The sequence below is a fragment of the Klebsiella sp. GW_Kp182 genome (assembly GCF_040062275.1).
GTDB lineage: Bacteria > Pseudomonadota > Gammaproteobacteria > Enterobacterales > Enterobacteriaceae > Klebsiella > Klebsiella michiganensis.
Genome location: NZ_JBEAFQ010000002.1, coordinates 378288 through 396877, shown reverse-complemented (window position 1 = coordinate 396877; position 18590 = coordinate 378288). Strand labels below are relative to the sequence as shown.

Sequence of the window (18590 nt, the reverse complement as noted above, 5' to 3'; positions counted from 1 at the left end):
TTAGCGGTACTTTTAGGGGCTTAGGGCACCAGTACTGGGGCTCAGGGGCAAAATATCTGCAGGCAGTGTAATAAAAAAAGCCCCGGGGGTGAATCCTCCGGGGCTTAAAAGATTAAAAATTACGCGACTTGCTGCGTCAGATCATGTTACCGGTAAAATAACCCTGACGGAGGAGCTGGCGATTACTCAAACTCGTTCCACGAACGACCGTCGCGGGTGATCATCGCCACGGAGGCAACCGGCCCCCAGGTACCCGCCTGATACGGTTTCGGCGAATCACGATCGGCAGCCCAGGCTTCAGTGATGGAATCGACCCACTTCCACGCCTCTTCCACTTCATCACGACGGACGAACAGCGCCTGGATACCGCGCATCGTTTCCAGCAGCAGGCGCTCATAGGCATCCGCCAGGTGGGTTTGATTAAAGGTTTCCGAGTAGCTCAGATCCAGCTTGGTGATCTGCAGGTTATGCTTGTGGTCAAGTCCGGGAACTTTGTTCAGCACCTGGATATCCACCCCTTCATCCGGCTGCAGACGAATGGTCAGCTTATTCTGCGGCAGCTCTTGCCAGGTCTCTTTGAACAGGTTCAGTTCCGGCGTCTTGAAGTAAACCACGACTTCGGAACACTTGGTCGGCAGACGTTTACCGGTACGCAGGTAGAACGGTACGCCCGCCCAGCGCCAGTTGTCGATATCCACGCGGATCGCCACGAAGGTTTCTGTATGGCTGGACTTGTTGGCCCCCTCTTCCTCGAGGTAGCCCGGCACTTTTTTGCCCTGGGCAAAACCGGCGGTGTACTGGCCGCGCACCGTTTTTTCACGCACGTTGGTGCGGTCAATGCGGCGCAGCGATTTCAGCACCTTCACTTTTTCATCGCGGATGCTATCGGCAGTCAAATCTGACGGCGGGGACATGGCAATCATGCACAGAATTTGCAGCAGGTGGTTCTGGATCATGTCGCGCATCTGCCCGGCCTGATCGAAGTAGCCCCAGCGGCCCTCAATGCCCACCTCTTCCGCCACGGTGATCTCGACGTGATCGATGGTGCGGCTGTCCCAGTTATTGACGAACAGCGAGTTGGCAAAGCGCAGCGCCAGCAGGTTCAGCACCGTCTCTTTACCCAGATAGTGGTCGATACGGTAGACCTGGCACTCTTCAAAGAACTCACCCACCCGATCGTTGATCTCGCGGGAGGTTTCCAGGGAGGTACCCAGCGGTTTCTCCATCACCACGCGGGCCGGCTTGGCGTTCAGCTTCGCTTCACCCAGACCTTTGCAAATCGCGCCAAAGGTGCTCGGCGGCATGGCGAAATAGTTAATGGTCACCCGCTCTTTTTGATCGAGCATTTTGCCCAGGCGAGTAAACGCTTTGGTATCGTTGACGTCAAGGTTACAAAAATCCAGACGCCCGCTCAGGGTCTCCCACAAACCTTCATCGATTTTCTCCTTCATGAAGGTTTCCATCGCTTCGCGGACTACCTTGGTGTAAGCGTCTTTGTCCCAGTCGGCGCGACCGACGCCGATGATGCGGGTGTCAGGGTGGATCTGGCCCGCTTTTTCAAGCTGATACAGGGAAGGCAGCAATTTACGTCGCGCCAGGTCACCCTTCGCGCCGAAAATGACCAGATCGCATGCCTGGGCCGTTTGCGTTACCGCCATGTCATTCTCCTTAGTTGATAGCCCGGTGCTTATGCCAGACTATAGTTGTATTTGTAATTTTCTTTCACTGCATCGTACTGTGTTTACGAATTTCCCGAAACCCTCAGCGGCCGTTCCCGCTGCTAAATCGCACAGGGTGGAAAATAGAGGCTGAGATTTTGGGCATGCGGCTAATATTGTTCGTTGTTTCGACCGATTATCAGTTAGTAAAATACGACTCTGATCATGTAATGAAAAAAAACAACATATTTTCAGGTCATTCCTCACCGTTTCCGACTACGGAGGGGTATATTCTTGCTAAAACGCCTGATGATTTCACCCATTAATGAAATCGCTTCCATTGATGAGCGCCCGATTACCCATGAATATGCTGGAAAAAATCCAGTCCCGGCTGGAACACCTTAGCAAATCTGAACGCAAAGTGGCGGAAGTCATCCTTGCTACCCCCGCGCAGGCCATTCATTCAAGTATTGCCGCCCTGGCGCTGGAAGCCGGCGTCAGCGAGCCCACGGTTAACCGTTTCTGCCGCAGCCTGGAAACGCGCGGTTTCCCGGATTTCAAACTGCATCTTGCACAAAGCCTGGCGCACGGTACGCTCTATGTTAACCGCAACGTCGATGAAGACGACAGCGTTGAGTCCTATACGGGAAAGATATTTGAGTCAGCCATGGCCAGTTTAGATCAGGTCCATCATTCTCTCGACATGTCGGCGATCAATCGCGCGGTTGACCTGCTCACGCAGGCGAAGAAAATCGCCTTTTTTGGCCTGGGCTCTTCGGCCGCCGTCGCCCACGACGCGATGAACAAGTTTTTCCGTTTTAACGTGCCGGTGATCTATTCCGACGACATCGTCCTGCAACGCATGAGCTGTATGAACTGTAATGACGATGATGTGGTGGTGATCATCTCGCATACCGGCAGGACTAAAAGCCTGGTGGAGCTGGCTCAGCTGGCCCGCGAAAACGATGCGATGGTGATCGCGATTACCTCCCCCGGCACGCCGCTTTCCCGGGAATCAACGCTGGCGATTACCCTGGACGTACCGGAAGATACCGATATCTATATGCCGATGGTCTCCCGCTTAGCGCAGCTGACGGTGATTGATGTCCTGGCGACCGGCTTCACCCTGCGGCGGGGAGCAAAATTCAGAGATAACTTGAAGAGGGTCAAGGAAGCGCTCAAGGAATCGCGCTTTGATAAAGAGCTCAGCGTACACAGCAATGACCAATAAAAGTAGAAACAAAGCACTATCCTATTACACCGTCGGTAACGTTCCGGTATAGCGACTTTGCTCATCGGCGCTACCGAATCCATGTTCACGCAACACCAAAGTTGTTTCAGTCAACGGAGTATTACATGTCCAGAAGGCTTCGCAGAACCAAAATCGTGACTACCTTAGGCCCGGCTACCGACCGCGATAACAACCTTGAGAAGGTTATTGCCGCAGGCGCTAACGTGGTACGTATGAACTTCTCTCACGGCACCGCGGAGGATCATCAGATCCGCGCGGATAAAGTCCGTGAGATTGCGGCGAAACTGGGCCGTCATGTCGCGATTCTCGGTGACCTACAGGGGCCGAAAATCCGCGTTTCCACCTTCAAAGAAGGCAAAATTTTCCTCAATATCGGCGATAAATTCCTCCTCGACGCAAACCTGGGTAAAGGCGAAGGCGACAAAGAGAAAGTCGGCATCGACTATAAAGGGCTGCCGGCTGACGTGGTTCCGGGCGACATTCTGCTGCTGGACGACGGCCGCGTACAGCTGAAGGTCCTGGAAGTTCAGGGCATGAAGGTGTTCACCGAAGTCACCGTCGGCGGACCGTTGTCCAACAATAAGGGTATTAACAAGCTGGGCGGCGGCCTCTCTGCAGAAGCGCTGACGGAGAAAGACAAAGCGGACATCATCACCGCCGCCAAAATTGGCGTCGATTACCTGGCCGTTTCCTTCCCGCGCTGCGGCGAAGACCTGAACTACGCTCGTCGCCTGGCGCGCGATGCCGGCTGCGATGCCAAAATCGTCGCCAAAGTCGAGCGCGCGGAAGCGGTATGCGATCAGGACGCGATGGATGACGTGATCCTCGCCTCCGACGTTGTCATGGTGGCCCGCGGCGACCTCGGCGTGGAAATTGGCGATCCGGAGCTGGTCGGCATCCAGAAGGCGCTGATCCGCCGCGCCCGTCAGCTGAACCGCTCGGTCATTACCGCGACGCAGATGATGGAGTCGATGATCACCAACCCGATGCCAACCCGTGCCGAAGTCATGGACGTGGCGAACGCCGTGCTGGACGGCACCGACGCCGTGATGCTGTCGGCAGAAACCGCCGCGGGCCAGTATCCGTCTGAGACCGTTGCCGCGATGGCGCGCGTCTGCCTCGGCGCGGAAAAAATCCCCAGCCTCAACGTCTCCAAGCACCGCCTGGACATTCAGTTCGATAACGTGGAAGAAGCCATTGCGATGTCCGCCATGTACGCAGCGAACCACCTCAAGGGCGTCACCGCTATCATTACCATGACGGAATCCGGTCGGACCGCGCTGATGACTTCCCGCATCAGCTCCGGCCTGCCGATTTTCGCGCTGTCTCGCCACGAGCGCACGCTGAACCTGACCGCGCTGTATCGCGGCGTGACCCCGGTGCATTTCGATAGCGTCAATGAAGGCGTAGCCGCTGCGCACGACGCGGTAACGCTGCTGCGTGATAAAGGCTATCTGGTGACCGGCGACCTGGTTATCGTCACTCAGGGTGACGTGATGAGCACCATCGGTAGCACCAACACCACCCGCATTCTGACCGTCGAGTAAGCCTCTCCACCTACCTGCCAGCGCCGCAGCTGGCAGGTATTTTTTTGCCCCCTCGCCCGCTAAACTACGCAAGCCAGCTCAACAATAGCGTGGCGGTAATCACCGTCGACGCGCCGCCGATACGGGTGGCTATCTGGGCAAAAGGCATTAATCCCATTCGGTTTGATGCCGAGAGAATGGCAACGTCTCCCGTCCCCCCAAGCCCGCTGTGGCAGCTGGTGACGATGGCCGCTTCGACCGGGTACATATTCAGCCGAGAAGCGATAAGAAAGCCACTTAGCGCCATCGCAATGACGATTGAGCCACAAACCACCACGTAGCCAACCGAGAAGACCGCTACCACGCTTTCCAGAGGAACATACAGCATTCCCAGGCCTATCATCAGCGGCCAAACCAGCGCGGCGGAGACAAACTTGTAGCAGCTGTGCGCCCCGAGCTCCATCGCCGCCGGGATAACCTTCGCGTATTTGCAAAATACCGCGGCCAGAATCATCAGCACCGGCCCCGGAATATGCACCACCTTTTCCAGCAGACCGCCGACGATAAAAAACGCGCAAATCATTAATAATCCGGCCCCCATCAGCTGGAAATCCGTGGGCTGCGCGCGCTGATTTTGCGCAAAGACGCTGTTATCTTCATGGCTGCGGATCAGCATTCCGCTGCCGGAGAGCGAAGGACGTCGCGTCCCCATGCGCGCCAGAAAACCGGCGCAGATGATGGCGAAAATGTTGCCCACCACGGCAGCCGGCGCCAGCTGCGCCACGTAAACGTCGGGCGTTTGCCCGAGAATAGCTGAATAGGCCAGCGACAGGGGCAGGATCCCTTCACCGATACCGCCGCCGATGATCGGCACGATAATAAAGAAAAAGGTGTGGTAGAAACTGTAGCCAAACAGGCTGCCCACCAGCAGGCCGGTTAAGATCGCCGCCCCGGTCCCCACCACCAGCGGGACAAACATACGTACCATTCCCTGAATCAGGATGGTTCTGTTCATGCCCAGAATGCTGCCGACGACCAGGCAGGCGATGACGAAATAGAGGAGGTTGGCCTCTTTCATCAGCAAGTGCACGGTATCGAGGGTATGCGCTTCGAACATGCCGAAATAGACCAGCACCGACGGCGTCATCAGGCACAAAATGGCCGGGCCGCCAACCTCCTTGAGGATTGGCACCATTCGGCCAATTTTAGCCAGCGCGAACCCCAGGGTCATGATTACCGCCAGACCGCCAATCATGTTCTTCGGCAGCAGGCCTGCGGTCGCGGAGATGGCAACAATTGCGGCTATCCCGATAAAGAGCACCAACGGCACGGCGCCGACCTCAATATTGGATAAAAGTCGTGGCGCCTGCCCGCTCGGCAGCGTTTTATCTATCGGGTGGTTGAGTGAGTTATTTTCCATATTTTTACCTGAATAATGATGTCACGTAGGGTATCGACGCAATATTAAAAGCGCGCAATCAAATAAATAAAAAAGTGCCAGGCAAAATACCAATGAAACAAAAAAAACGTTAGCACAGGACGTTAACATTAAAAAATAAAATCCAGGTTTTACTGTCGTGCTTTGTGACTAAAGCATAATATTTATTTTAAGTAATTTAATTTATTACCCTGAAACTAAAGTTACCGGCATCGGTATAACTGAATAGCAGAGAGATAAAGTGATGATTCTGTCCTTTTTTCTCTATTTGTAAGTAAAGTATTTAAGGCGAAATTATTTAAACCCCAGCGACTGTGATGACTATCACCTTTTAAATATTATGGGATCGCTAGATTAAAAAAACACAACGTAGCCGATAATATATTTTCAGGACATCTTATGCCTTCACTGCTCTTAGAATCCCTTTTTCCCCTGGTGTTTATCATGCTGCTCGGATGGCTAAGCGGTAAGCTGGGCTATACCCGCCGCGAGGATGCGTCCGTACTGGCCACGGTGGTCATTCGTTTCGCGCTTCCCTTCCATCTTTTTATCGGCGCACTGAATACCCATCCCGATAAGATGAAAAACTTCACCTTTATGGCGGTGTTAGTCATCGGTCTGATGGGGTCATATATCCTCACGCTCCTGATCTCACGCTATGTTTTTCGTCATGATATTAAAACCAGCGCGATTCAGTCCCTGGTGTGCGCGTTCCCCGACATGGCCTACTTTGGCGCTCCCGTGCTTGCGGTGCTGATTGGTCCGGAGGGTTTTCTCGGCGTGCTTATCGGTAACCTGGTGACCAGCGTATTGATGATCCCCCTGACCATCATCCTGATTCGCATGGGTGACAAGCGCGGCCGCGCTGACGCGGAACAGCCTAATCCGCTGCGGCTTATCCTGCAAAACCTGTTTAAAGCCGTCCGAAACCCGATCGTCTGGATACCGATTTCCGGGGTACTGCTCAGCCTTGCCGGAGTACAGCTGCCGCACATGCTGAGCATGCCCATTGAGATGGTGGGAAAAGTGGCGGGCGGCCTCTCTCTGTTCGCCCTTGGGCTGCTATTTTACGGCGAACGTCCTACGGTCAATATTCAAACCTGTACCAATATCAGCATCAAGAATCTGCTCCAGCCGGCCATGATGGCCGTAGCCGGCCTCGCCTTCGGGCTCAGCCATAGCCTGATGCAGCAGGTCATTATCATCGGCGCGACGCCTTCCGCCATTGCGGCAGGGATGTTTGCCCTGCGCAGCGATACCTATATCGAGCCCGCCTCATCCTCTATTTTGCTCGGTACCGCAGTGGGCGTCGTCACTGAAGGATTCATGATTTATTTAATCTCTTAATCACTGAAATAAAGCCCGAAGAATTCCGGCAATTATTTATTATGATATTCAGGAGTCATCAAATGTTAGCCACAGAAACCTTATATACGCCCTATAACGGCGCCGTGCTGCTGGAAAACCCGTTATTAAATAAAGGTCTCGCGTTTACTGAAGGTGAACGGACCGCGTTTAATCTTCAGGGTCTGCTGCCGCATAATGTCGAAACGATTGAAGAGCAAACCGCGCGCGCGTGGGGGCAGTTTTGCCAGTTTAAACGGGATATTTCGCGCCATATCTACCTGCGAAATATTCAGGATACTAACGAGACCCTATTCTATAATCTGCTGCGCAGCCATATGAAAGAAACGCTGCCGATCATCTATACCCCAACGGTAGGTGAAGCATGTGAACACTTCTCTGAAATTTATCGCCGGGGACGCGGTCTGTTTATTTCATGGCCTAACCGTCACAACATTGATGAGATGCTGCAGGGCTTTTCCCGCAATGATATCAACGTTATTGTGGTGACCGACGGCGAGCGCATTCTTGGCCTCGGCGACCAGGGGATTGGCGGCATGGGGATCCCGATTGGTAAACTCTCGTTATATACAGCCTGCGGGGGTATACACCCGGCATCAACGCTCCCCATTATGCTGGACGTGGGCACCAACAACGCCCAGCATCTTGAGGACCCGCTGTATATGGGCTGGCGTCATCCGCGTATAAGCGACGAGCAGTACATGGAATTTATGGACATGTTTGTCCATGCCATCACGCAGCGCTGGCCCAATGTGCTACTACAGTTCGAAGATTTTGCGCAAAAAAACGCCACCCGGCTTCTTAACCGCTATCGTCACCAGCTGTGCTGTTTCAACGATGATATTCAGGGCACGGCAGCCGTGACCTCAGGCACGCTGATCGCTGCCGCCGCTGCCGCCGGTACGCGGATCCGCGATCAGCGAGTGGTGTTTCTCGGCAGCGGATCGGCCGGATGTGGGATAGCGGAAAAAATCATTGCGCTGATGGTTGATGACGGGCTCTCAGAGCAGGAAGCGAGCAATCGCATCTTTATGGTCGACCGCCCTGGCCTGTTGACCGATGAGATGCCGGATTTGCTGGATTTCCAGCAGGGCCACGTCACGCCGCGGAAAAATCTTACCCGCTGGGATACCGATGCGGCCCACCTGTCGCTGATGGATGTTGTACGCAACGTCCATCCCACCGTGCTGATTGGCGTATCCGGCCAGCCGGGACTGTTCAGCGAAGAGATTATCAAAGAGATGCACCGGCACTGCCCGCGTCCGATTATTATGCCGCTGTCCAACCCGACCTCCCGCGCCGAAGCCCAGCCGAAGGATCTGCTGGAATGGACCCGGGGGAATGCGCTAATTGCCACCGGCAGCCCGTTCGCGCCCGTATTCTATGACGGTAAGACCTACGATATCGCCCAGTGCAACAATGCCTATGTTTTCCCCGGTCTGGGGCTGGGGATTCTGGCCAGCAAAGCGGCGCGCGTGACCGAAGGGATGCTTATCGCCTGCAGTAAAACCCTGGCCGCCCACTCGCCTTTGGCCACCCGCGACGCCGGCGGATTACTGCCGCCGGTCGACGAGATTGAGATGATTTCCCGGGCAATTGCCGCAGAGGTCGCACGCGCGGCTCAGCAGGATGGCGTCGCGCCGCAGATTGACGAGGCACAGCTGGCCGCGAATATCGATAAAATGTTCTGGCGAGCGCGCTACACCGCGTATAAACGATCGCCATTTTGATCGCCATCCCAGACACATATTACGGGAAGCGCGCCGGCTTCCCGCCGCACCGGGAAATCCCGCATGATTAATGTGCTGATTGTCGATGATGATTCCATGGTGGCCGAGCTGAACCGGCTGTTTCTCAGCCGGGTGGCGGATTTCCACTGCTGCGGCGTGGCCCCCACGGTCCGCGAAGCCAGGGAGATGCTTAGCCATTTGGCGCAGGTCGATCTGGTGCTGCTGGATGTCTACATGCAGCAAGAGAACGGGTTGGATCTGCTGCCCGCGCTACGCGCCGATGCGCGAAATATTGATGTCATTATGATTACCTCCGCTGCCGATAGGTGCACGGTTCAGACGGCGCTGCATTATGGCGTGGTCGATTACCTGATTAAACCGTTTCAGTTTCCGCGCTTTGAGGAGGCGCTGTTGTCATGGCGTAAAAAGCGCGATCTGAAGAATGCGAAATCCAGCTACGCCCAGGCCGATGTGGACAGCCTGCTGCGCAGCGGGGTTCAGCAGCAGGAAAGCGCACGCCGCTTGCCGAAAGGGCTTACGCCGCAGACGCTTCGTCTGGTGTGCCAGTGGATTGACGCCTGGCAGGAACGTGACTTTTCGACCAATGAACTGGCCGCGGCGCTACAGATATCCCGGGTCTCATGCCGCAAATATCTGATTTGGCTGGAGCAGAGAAATATCCTCTACACCACCAACCATTACGGCATCACCGGTCGTCCGGAATATCGTTACCGGCTCGTTGCCGATCATTTGACGCAACTCAAACAATACGGCCAATGAACCCGGTGAGGCCATTGGCTGCGATTTTCACCCCTGATGCGGCTTCTTCTTGGGGTACAGCTCTTTACGCTTGTAGGGCTCGATTTCACCCGGCTTGCGCGTTTTCAGCAGCTTGAGGATCCAGGTATACTGCTCGGTATGCGGCTTCACGAACACTTCCACCTCTTCGTTCATCCGCCGGGCGATAGTGTTATCGTCCGCTTCCAGCAGATCGTCCATCGGCGGGCGCACCAGCACCGTCAGACGATGCGTTTTACCATCATAGACCGGGAACAGCGGTACGACGCGGGCGCGGCAGACTTTCATTAAACGGCCGATCGCCGGGAGCGTCGCTTTATAGGTGGCAAAGAAATCAACAAACTCGCTGTGCTCGGCGCCGTGATCCTGATCCGGCAGATAGTAGCCCCAGTACCCCTGACGCACCGACTGAATAAACGGTTTGATCCCGTCGTTGCGCGCGTGCATACGTCCACCGAAACGACGGCGCACGGTATTCCAGACGTAATCAAATACCGGATTGCCCTGATTATGGAACATCGCCGCCATTTTTTGCCCGCCGGAAGCCATCAGCATCGCAGGAATATCCACGCCCCAGGCATGGGGAACCAGAAAGATCACTTTCTCGTTGTTTCTCTGCATCTCCTCGATGATCTCTTTGCCCTGCCAGTCGACGCGAGAAAGAATGCGCTGCGGGTCGCGCAGGCCTAACTCCGCCATCATGACCATCGCCTGCGGCGCGGAGGCATACATTGCATCAATAATGGCTTCTCGTTCCTGCTCACTCTTTTCCGGGAAACAGTACAGCAGGTTAATCTGCGCCCGACGGCGCGAACTCTTTGCCAGGCGCCCCACAAAGCGCCCCATTTTGCCGAGAATCGGATCGCGGAAAGAGGCCGGCGTCAGAGCGATACCGGCGAAGGCAAAAACCCCTAACCACGCGCCCCAGTAGCGCGGTAGCAAAAAGGATTTTTCAAATTTTGGAATAAATTCAATATTATTTTTTTTCGTTTCCATGCCCAATCCGCAGAATTTCCGCTCAATAAAGATAATGGGTTAGTTTAGCGATACGTTGAGTAACGTACAAAAGAAAAAGCCGGCGCACAGCGTGCACCGGCTTTAACTGACGGAAGGTTAGTCAAACCGCAGCTGCGGAATCACCTGTTTTGCCTGCGCCAGATAATCGGTACGGTCGGAACCGCTGAGCCCTTCCGTACGCGGCAGTTTCGCCGTTAGCGGGTTGACCGCCTGCTGGTTGATCCACACTTCATAATGCAGATGCGGACCGGTAGAACGCCCGGTGTTGCCCGACAGCGCAATACGATCGCCACGTTTCACCTTCTGCCCGGGTTTGACCAGCAGCTTACGCAGGTGCATATAGCGGGTGGTATAGGTGCGACCATGACGGACGGCGACGTAATAACCTGCCGCACCGCTACGTTTAGCCACCACCACTTCGCCATCCCCTACCGACAGCACCGGCGTGCCCTGCGGCATCGCAAAATCGACGCCACGATGCGGCGCGACGCGGCCGGTCACCGGGTTCAGACGACGCGGGTTAAAGTTCGAAGAGACGCGGAACTGACGTGCGGTCGGGAAGCGCAGGAACCCCTTCGCCAGGCCGGTACCGTTGCGGTCGTAGAATTTGCCATCCTCAGCGCGGATCGCGTAATAGTCTTTACCCTCCGAGCGCAGGCGCACACCAAGCAGCTGGCTTTGCTCGCGCTTACCGTCGAGCATTTCACGCGACATCAGCACGGAGAATTCATCGCCTTTTTTCAGCTTACGGAAGTCCATCTGCCACTGCATGGCTTTGATCACCGCGCTGATTTCGGTACTGGTCAGGCCGGCATCGCGAGCGCTGGCGACGAAGCTGCCGCCTACGGTGCCTTTCAGTACGCTATTGACCCAGTCGCCTTTTTGCAGCTCGCTGCTCATTTTGAAACCGTTTGCAACCCGATCGTAGGTGCGGGTTTCGCGGCGCGACATCTCCCAGGTCAGGCTTTGCAGGTCGCCGTCCACCGTCAGGGTCCAGGAGAGCTGTTGACCAATTTTCAGATTACGCAGCTCTTTATCCACCGAGGAGAGCCGGGCGATATCGCCCATATCAATGCCGTACTGATTAAGAATGCTGCTAAGCGTATCGCCGGTCGAGACCACATATTCGTGGCCACCGGAATCGCTATCCGCCTTGTCATCCAGCTCGTCCTGAGGGATAGCCTCTTCTTCCTGAGGCGCCTGATCGATGGGTTCCGAAGCTTCTGGCAGCAGCGAACGAATTTCGCTTTGTTCCAGCTCGATGGTTCTGGTGATGGGGGTGGATTCAGGATGGTGGTATATGTAAGGCCGCCAGACGGCGACCGCTAATGTAAGAACGCTAAGCGACCCCAGCATAACGCGGTGAGGTCGTGGCAGATTGTTAAATGCCTGAGTGACAGCGCGGGCTATCTGTTGCACGTATTCACTTCCTCGTTATTCTCCTTTCAGGCAGCTTGAATACTGATTCGCCATCTGGCTCAGGAATTGCGGGTAACTCTCTTTACCCAGCTTAATTCCGATTCCAAGTGGATCCAGGGTTCCCATGCGCACGGACGTTCCCCTGGCAACAGCTTCGATGACCGCTGGCCTGAACTGTGGCTCAGCAAAAACGCAAGTTGCTTTTTGCTCAACCAGCTGTGTTCTGATTTCGTGTAAACGCTGCGCACCAGGCTGGATTTCAGGGTTGACAGTAAAATGGCCCAGTGGGGTCAAACCGTAATGTTTTTCAAAGTAGCCGTAGGCGTCATGAAAAACGAAATATCCCTTCCCTTTCAGCGGTGCCAGCTCGGTCCCAACCTGCTTGTCGGTTGCGGCTAATTTTGCCTCAAAATCCTTCAGGTTGGCGTCAAGTTTGGCTCGACTCTGCGGCATAAGTTCCAATAATTTATCGTGGATTGCAACCGCCGAAAGGCGCGCTATCTCTGGGGAAAGCCACAGATGCATGTTATAGATGCCGTGATGGTGATCGTCGTCACTATTTTCCCCGGCGCCATGGTCATGACCGTGATGGTCGTCGTCGTCGTCGGTGCCTTTCATGAGTAACGGTTTCACGCCGTCAAGCTCGGCAATCGTCACCTTTTTGTTCGGCGCAATGCTTTGCGTTGACTTATCCATAAACGCCTCCATCTCTGGACCAATCCAGACCACTAAGTCTGCGTTCTGTAAGCGTTTTGCATCCGATGGCCGCAGCGAATAGTCATGCTCCGAGGCACCGTCCGGCAGCAGTACCTGCGTCTGTGTCACCCCATCCGCGATAGCGGAAGCGATAAAACCCAGTGGCTTAAGGGAAGTGACAACCGCGGCGCTGGCCAACGGCGCATGGGCGAACAAAAAAGCGGCGCTAAGTCCAGCGCAAAGAAGCGTATTTTTATGTAACATAATGCGTCTAATCATCGTATAGAATGAGAAAGATGTGATATTATAACATTCACTGGCTTGTGCAACCTCTAATTTGATATGACAAATCTTGTAACTCTGGAAAACGTCGCGGTCGTTTATGGCCAAAGGCGCGTGCTGTCTGACATTTCGCTAACGCTAAAGCCGGGCAAAATTTTAACCTTACTGGGGCCGAACGGCGCCGGTAAATCGACCCTCGTGAGAGTGGTTCTGGGGCTGGTAGCACCCTCGGAAGGGATTATCAAACGCGACGGGCATCTGCGGATCGGCTATGTGCCGCAAAAGTTGCACCTTGATGCTACCCTGCCGCTGACCGTCAGCCGCTTTATGCTTTTACGTCCGGGAACGCACAAACGCGACATTCTGCCAGCGCTTAAGCGCGTGCAGGCCGGGCATCTGATCGACGCCCCTATGCAGAAGCTTTCCGGCGGAGAGACCCAGCGGGTACTGCTGGCGCGGGCGCTGCTCAATCAGCCGCAGCTGCTGGTGCTCGACGAGCCGACTCAGGGCGTTGACGTCAACGGTCAGGTGGCGCTTTACGATCTGATTAACCAGCTGCGCCAGGAGCTTGATTGCGCCGTACTGATGGTTTCTCATGACCTGCATCTGGTAATGGCCAAAACCGACGAAGTGCTGTGCCTGAATCAGCATATTTGCTGCTCCGGCGCGCCGGAAGTGGTCTCTATGCACCCGGAATTTATCTCGATGTTCGGCCAGCGCGGCGCGGAACAGCTAGGGATCTATCGCCATCATCATAACCACCGCCACGACCTGCAGGGGCGGATTGTACTGCGTCGGGGAAATGACCGTTAATGATTGAATTACTGCTCCCCGGCTGGCTGGCCGGAATGATGCTCGCCTGTGCGGCGGGTCCGCTGGGATCGTTCGTCGTCTGGCGCCGGATGTCCTACTTCGGTGATACCCTGGCCCACGCCTCTCTGCTCGGCGTGGCTTTTGGTTTACTGCTCAACGTCAATCCGTTCTATGCGGTCATCGCGGTGACGCTGCTGCTGGCGGGTGGCCTGGTGTGGCTGGAGAAACGCCCCCACCTGGCGGTAGACACGCTACTCGGCATCATGGCGCACAGCGCGCTGTCGCTGGGCCTGGTGGTGGTCAGCCTGATGTCAAACGTGCGCGTCGATCTGATGGCCTATCTGTTCGGCGATCTGCTGGCGGTGACGCCGGAAGATTTGATCTCCATTGCGATTGGCGTGGTTATCGTGCTGGCGATCCTGCACTGGCAATGGCGCAACCTGCTGTCGATGACCATTAGCCCGGACCTGGCGTTTGTTGATGGCGTTAAGCTTCAGCGGGTCAAGCTGCTATTGATGCTGGTGACCGCGCTGACCATCGGCGTGGCGATGAAGTTCGTCGGGGCGCTGATTATCACGTCGCTGTTGATTATTCCCGCCGCAACGGCCCGCCGCTTTGCCCGTACGCCGGAGCAAATGGCGGGAGTGGCGGTTGGCGTGGGAATGATTGCGGTTACCGGAGGATTGACCCTCTCGGCGTTCTACGACACGCCGGCGGGGCCTTCCGTGGTGCTGTGCGCCGCGCTGCTGTTTATCTTCAGCATGAGCAAGAAACCGGCCGCCTGACGCTTATGCGCCCGCGTCAGCCGCCATCAAAACTCGGCAGACGGCTATGGGCTCATGGCCGTCTGCGGACGTTGTAGCCCGGCTAAGGCGTTCACGCCACAAGCCGGGACATCAAACCGCAATACCGCTTCAGCTATTTCCCCGGCTTGCGCTCCGCTTAGCCGGGCTACTGGCCTCTGCAGTCTGCCGTTTTATAGCCGGACAACGATTACGGCATTTCCGGCGGCGTAATGCCGAAGTGGGTCCAGGCCCGTACCGTCGCCATTCGCCCGCGCGGCGTACGCTGTAAAAAGCCCTGCTGGATCAGATACGGCTCCAGCACATCTTCAATGGTTTCCCGCTCTTCACCGATGGCCGCCGCGAGGTTATCCAGGCCGACCGGCCCGCCAAAGAATTTATCGATGACCGCCAGCAGCAGCTTACGGTCCATATAATCAAAGCCTTCCGCATCCACGTTGAGCATATCCAGCGCCTGAGCGGCAATCTCCTCAGAGATACGCCCGTCGTAGCGAACCTCGGCAAAGTCACGCACCCTGCGCAGCAGGCGGTTGGCGATTCGCGGCGTACCGCGCGCGCGGCGCGCGACCTCCAGAGCCCCCTCTTCGCTCATCTCCAGTCCCATATAGCGGGCGCTGCGGCTGACAATATGCTGCAGGTCCGGGATCTGGTAGAACTCCAGGCGCTGAACGATGCCAAAACGGTCGCGCAGCGGCGATGTCAGCGAGCCGGCGCGAGTCGTCGCGCCAATCAGGGTAAACGGCGGCAGATCGATTTTTATTGAACGCGCCGCGGGCCCTTCGCCAATCATGATATCCAGCTGATAATCTTCCATTGCCGGATACAGGACTTCTTCGACCACCGGCGACAGGCGGTGGATCTCGTCGATAAACAGAACGTCGTGGGGCTCAAGATTGGTCAGCATCGCCGCCAGATCGCCCGCCTTCTCCAGCACCGGGCCGGAGGTGGTGCGCAGGTTAACGCCCATCTCGTTAGCGACGATGTTTGCCAGGGTGGTTTTCCCCAGCCCCGGCGGGCCAAAAATCAGCAGGTGATCGAGCGCGTCGCCGCGCAGCTTCGCCGCCTGGATAAAGATCTCCATTTGCGAACGGACGTGCGGCTGGCCCACGTACTCTTGCAGCAATTTAGGACGAATTGCGCGATCGGCCGCCTCTTCAAAACCGCTGCTGTCCGCCGATACCAGCCTGTCTGCTTCAATCATCCCTTACCTCACAACGCGGCGCGGAGCGCTTCGCGAATTAGCGTTTCACTGTTGGCATCCGGGCGTACGATTTTGCTGACCATCCGGCTGGCCTCCTGAGGTTTATAGCCCAGCGCCACCAGCGCGGCAACCGCTTCCTGTTCAGCATCATCGTCAGACGGGCCGGCCGGCGACGTCAGGACCAGATCGGCTGCCGGCGTAAACAGATCGCCGTGCAGTCCTTTGAAGCGGTCTTTCATTTCGACAATCAGACGTTCCGCGGTTTTCTTGCCGATACCCGGCAGCTTCACCAGCGCCGCCAGCTCCTCGCGCTCAACGGCATTGACAAACTGCTGCGCCGACATGCCGGAAAGGATCGCCAGCGCCAGCTTCGGACCGACGCCGTTGGTTTTAATCAGCTCTTTAAACAGCGTGCGCTCCTGCTTGTTGTTAAAGCCATACAGCAGCTGTGCATCTTCACGAACGATAAAGTGGGTGAAAATGATCGCCTCTTTACCCACGTCCGGCAGCTCATAGAAGCAGGTCATCGGCAGATGAACCTCATAGCCTACGCCTCCCGTTTCAAGTAAAACCAGCGGGGGTTGTTTTTCGAGAATGATGCCTCTGAGTCTGCCTATCACATGGAGCTCCTGGATTAAGGGCCGAAAGTCTAATGCGGTATCATAAAAAAAGGCTGGATAGATATCCAGCCTGATTTCAGGTTATCGTAAGCGTCCGCGCGCCAGGTTCAGGCGGCTTTCGCCGATCTGAGCCGCGTTCTGGCTGACGTGGCAATGGGTGATGGCGATGGCTAAAGCATCCGCCGCATCCGCCTGCGGGTTAGCCGGCAGCTTAAGCAACGTGCGCACCATGTGCTGCACCTGGCTCTTTTCCGCGCTGCCGATGCCGACAACGGTCTGCTTTACCTGCCTGGCGGCGTACTCAAAGACCGGCAGGTCCTGATTCGTCGCCGCGACAATCGCCACGCCGCGCGCCTGGCCGAGCTTCAGCGCCGAGTCGGCGTTCTTTGCCATAAACACTTGTTCGATGGCGAAATAGTCCGGCTGGAACTGGGTGATAATTTCCGTCACGCCCGCATAGATAAGCTTCAGGCGAGACGGTAAATCATCCACTTTCGTGCGAATACAGCCGCTGCCCAGGTAGCTCAGCTGGCGTCCAACCTGGCGGATGACGCCATAACCAGTGACGCGCGACCCCGGGTCAATGCCGAGAATAATGGCCATCACGCGCCTCCGGTCATAACTAACCCGTGAGACCCTAAAGATTTCAGTTCACAGCCAGGCGGCCACGCAGCGCATCCACGGGAGCGTAGATTCACTACGTGACCGGGGTAAGCGAGGAGAGCCAACACCGCTGTGGGCTGAAAGATTAAGGATATCACAGGGTTGCGGCGACCTCATCAGAGATCTCGCCGTTGTGATAAACTTCCTGCACGTCGTCGCAATCTTCCAGCATATCGATCAGACGCAGCAGTTTCGGCGCAGTTTCCGCGTCCATATCCGCTTTGGTTGACGGGATCATCGAGACTTCGGCCGCGTCCGCTTTCAGGCCGGCGGCTTCCAGCGCATCGCGTACCGCGCCCATCTCTTCCCAGGCGGTATAAACGTCAATCGCGCCGTCGTCATAGGTCACAACGTCTTCCGCGCCCGCTTCCAGCGCCGCTTCCATGATCGCATCTTCGTCGCCTTTCTCGAAGGAGATAACGCCTTTTTTGCTGAACAGGTAGGAAACGGAACCGTCGGTCCCCAGGTTACCGCCGGTTTTGGTGAAGGCATGACGTACTTCCGCCACAGTACGGTTGCGGTTGTCGGACAGACATTCAACCATTACCGCCGTGCCGCCAGGACCGTAACCTTCATAGATGATGGTTTCCATGTTCGCATCATCATCGCCGCCGACGCCGCGCGCGATAGCGCGGTTCAGGGTGTCGCGGGTCATGTTGTTGCTCAGCGCTTTGTCGATTGCCGCGCGCAGACGCGGGTTAGAGCCCGCATCGCCGCCGCCCAGACGCGCGGCGGTGACCAGCTCGCGAATAATTTTCGTAAAGATCTTACCGCGCTTGGCATCCTGTGCCGCTTTGCGGTGCTTGGTGTTGGCCCATTTACTATGACCTGCCATAAAAAACTCTCCAAAAAAAAGCGCGCCCTTTCAGGCGGCGTTAATTACAAATTCTTCAATCGCCTGCCGGTTGCTCCAGGACTTGGTCAACGTGGCGGCTTCCGCCGCGTCAACCCAGCGATAGTCCAGATGTTCTGTAAAGACAATCTGGCGTTCATGGGGGAGCGCAAGACGGAACCAAAACTCCGTATTGCGCTCAACGCCCGGCGCATAGCGATGACGTAAATGAGAAAATATCTCGAATTCTACCGTACGCTGACAATCAACCAAAGCCAGCTGCTCGCAGGCAACATCGATGGCGACCTCTTCCATAACTTCACGCGCGGCAGCCTGCGGCGCGGTTTCTCCCTCTTCCAGGCTGCCGGTAACCGACTGCCAGAACGCGGGATCGTCGCGCCGCTGCAACATCAGCACCCGCTTCGTATCTTCGGCGTAAATCACCACCAGTACGGAAACGGGGAGCTTGAATGACAT

General features: G+C 56.1%; 17 protein-coding genes. 7 read left to right on the top strand and 10 right to left on the bottom strand.

Features of this window, described 5'->3' with window-relative positions; genetic code table 11:
• Positions 1-182: 182 nt before the first annotated feature.
• Positions 183-1658: a glucose-6-phosphate dehydrogenase gene (zwf, locus tag ABLU88_RS03995; protein WP_004122041.1), complete on the bottom strand. Its 1476-nt coding sequence runs from the start codon at positions 1656-1658 to the stop codon at positions 183-185.
• Between the two features lie 325 nt (positions 1659-1983).
• Between zwf and ABLU88_RS03990 the strand changes: the two genes are divergently transcribed.
• Together ABLU88_RS03990 and pyk are read left to right on the top strand one after the other, a co-directional pair.
• Positions 1984-2889, top strand: coding sequence for a MurR/RpiR family transcriptional regulator (locus ABLU88_RS03990; RefSeq protein ID WP_161505349.1), 906 nt, complete (start codon positions 1984-1986; stop codon positions 2887-2889).
• Between the two features lie 125 nt (positions 2890-3014).
• The gene (pyk, locus tag ABLU88_RS03985) at positions 3015-4457 is read left to right on the top strand and encodes a pyruvate kinase (RefSeq protein WP_004852109.1); all 1443 of its coding nucleotides are present in this window, start codon (positions 3015-3017) and stop codon (positions 4455-4457) included.
• A 64-nt stretch (positions 4458-4521) separates the two neighbouring features.
• Here pyk and ABLU88_RS03980 read toward each other — a convergent pair whose 3' ends face one another.
• Complete coding sequence (locus ABLU88_RS03980; RefSeq protein ID WP_025106125.1) at positions 4522-5856, bottom strand: 2-hydroxycarboxylate transporter family protein; 1335 nt, start codon at positions 5854-5856, stop codon at positions 4522-4524.
• A gap of 417 nt (positions 5857-6273) precedes the next feature.
• Here ABLU88_RS03980 and ABLU88_RS03975 point away from each other — a divergent pair, with 417 nt between their 5' ends.
• The 3 genes from ABLU88_RS03975 (at position 6274) to dcuR (ending at position 9749) form a co-directional block, all read left to right on the top strand.
• Positions 6274-7221, top strand: coding sequence for an AEC family transporter (locus tag ABLU88_RS03975; protein ID WP_025106124.1), 948 nt, complete (start codon positions 6274-6276; stop codon positions 7219-7221).
• Positions 7222-7283: 62 nt separating this feature from the next.
• Positions 7284-8969, top strand: coding sequence for an NAD-dependent malic enzyme (locus ABLU88_RS03970; RefSeq protein WP_064405645.1), 1686 nt, complete (start codon positions 7284-7286; stop codon positions 8967-8969).
• A 63-nt stretch (positions 8970-9032) separates the two neighbouring features.
• Positions 9033-9749 (top strand): two-component system response regulator DcuR, encoded by a 717-nt coding sequence (gene dcuR / locus ABLU88_RS03965; protein WP_348836171.1) that lies wholly within the window; start codon positions 9033-9035, stop codon positions 9747-9749.
• Positions 9750-9776: 27 nt separating this feature from the next.
• Here the strand turns inward: dcuR and lpxM are convergent, their stop codons facing one another.
• The 3 genes from lpxM to znuA form a co-directional block, all read right to left on the bottom strand.
• Positions 9777-10763, bottom strand: coding sequence for a lauroyl-Kdo(2)-lipid IV(A) myristoyltransferase (gene lpxM, locus ABLU88_RS03960; protein WP_048260994.1), 987 nt, complete (start codon positions 10761-10763; stop codon positions 9777-9779).
• A gap of 117 nt (positions 10764-10880) precedes the next feature.
• A complete protein-coding gene (mepM, locus tag ABLU88_RS03955) occupies positions 10881-12203 on the bottom strand; it encodes a murein DD-endopeptidase MepM (RefSeq protein ID WP_348836170.1) in 1323 nt (440 codons plus the stop codon).
• Positions 12204-12218: 15 nt separating this feature from the next.
• Positions 12219-13163 carry a zinc ABC transporter substrate-binding protein ZnuA gene (gene znuA, locus ABLU88_RS03950; protein ID WP_004852123.1) on the bottom strand — a complete coding sequence of 315 codons (945 nt, stop codon included), beginning with the start codon at positions 13161-13163 and terminating at the stop codon, positions 12219-12221.
• A gap of 78 nt (positions 13164-13241) precedes the next feature.
• On the opposite strand from znuA, the gene znuC reads away from it, so the two are divergent.
• The gene (gene znuC / locus ABLU88_RS03945; protein ID WP_014229853.1) at positions 13242-13994 is read left to right on the top strand and encodes a zinc ABC transporter ATP-binding protein ZnuC; all 753 of its coding nucleotides are present in this window, start codon (positions 13242-13244) and stop codon (positions 13992-13994) included.
• Positions 13994-14779: a zinc ABC transporter permease subunit ZnuB gene (gene znuB, locus ABLU88_RS03940; protein ID WP_348836169.1), complete on the top strand. Its 786-nt coding sequence runs from the start codon at positions 13994-13996 to the stop codon at positions 14777-14779. The genes znuC and znuB overlap by 1 nt, the downstream gene beginning before the upstream one ends.
• Positions 14780-14987: 208 nt before the next feature.
• On the opposite strand, the gene ruvB is transcribed toward znuB, so the two are convergent.
• The 5 genes from ruvB to nudB all read right to left on the bottom strand — a co-directional run bounded on the left by ruvB (position 14988) and on the right by nudB (position 18590).
• Entirely contained in the window at positions 14988-15998 is a 1011-nt protein-coding gene (ruvB, locus tag ABLU88_RS03935; RefSeq protein WP_004852130.1) for a Holliday junction branch migration DNA helicase RuvB, read from the bottom strand.
• Positions 15999-16006: 8 nt separating this feature from the next.
• Entirely contained in the window at positions 16007-16618 is a 612-nt protein-coding gene (gene ruvA, locus ABLU88_RS03930) for a Holliday junction branch migration protein RuvA (protein WP_004103390.1), read from the bottom strand.
• Between the two features lie 81 nt (positions 16619-16699).
• Positions 16700-17221 carry a crossover junction endodeoxyribonuclease RuvC gene (gene ruvC / locus ABLU88_RS03925; RefSeq protein WP_014229855.1) on the bottom strand — a complete coding sequence of 174 codons (522 nt, stop codon included), beginning with the start codon at positions 17219-17221 and terminating at the stop codon, positions 16700-16702.
• 154 nt (positions 17222-17375) lie between these two features.
• On the bottom strand, positions 17376-18116 hold the full coding sequence (locus tag ABLU88_RS03920) for a YebC/PmpR family DNA-binding transcriptional regulator (RefSeq protein ID WP_004122063.1): 741 nt from the start codon (positions 18114-18116) through the stop codon (positions 17376-17378).
• Positions 18117-18146: 30 nt separating this feature from the next.
• Positions 18147-18590, bottom strand: coding sequence for a dihydroneopterin triphosphate diphosphatase (gene nudB, locus ABLU88_RS03915; protein WP_004852138.1), 444 nt, complete (start codon positions 18588-18590; stop codon positions 18147-18149).